This window comes from Adlercreutzia equolifaciens (assembly GCF_029076695.1).
Classification (GTDB): Bacteria; Actinomycetota; Coriobacteriia; order Coriobacteriales; family Eggerthellaceae; genus Adlercreutzia; species Adlercreutzia equolifaciens_A.
In genome coordinates this window covers 1-427 of sequence record NZ_JARFIK010000057.1, presented here as the reverse complement: position 1 = coordinate 427, position 427 = coordinate 1, and the positions used below count along the sequence as shown (strand labels likewise).

Below are 427 nucleotides of genomic sequence, written 5' to 3'. Positions count from 1 at the left end.
GAATGCTGTTGCTACTGGAAGTTTTGGCATTGGTTTCTCTGTCTTCTTGCAGTCTACATCGTTGATGATCAGACGGAATCTGTCACCAAGGTCGATCAGAGATGTTGCGATAGCCGGACCTGTCTTAGATGTGAATACAAGTCTTGCAGGATCTTCTCTGTTACCCATGCTAAGTGGCTGCTCTTTGATGCTGATCTTGCCATCTGCGATTGTCGGGCAAACTTCCAGCATGTGAGCTTCCAGAACGCCTTCTTTACCTGATACAAGGTTGTATGTGTAATCTTCCATGAATGAAGTTCCCTTAGCGTCCTTCATTCCCTGAGTCATGATCTTCATAACACGAACCATAGCAGCTGTCTTCCAGTCACCTTCTGCTCCGAATCCGTATCCTTTTTCCATCAGTCTCTGCATTGCAAGTCCTGGGAGC

General features: G+C 46.6%; 1 protein-coding gene. It reads right to left on the bottom strand.

The features are described 5' to 3' along the window. On the bottom strand, positions 1 to 427 hold a 427-nt coding region (locus PZH32_RS11450), incomplete at both ends, for an L-arabinose isomerase family protein (protein ID WP_428994031.1).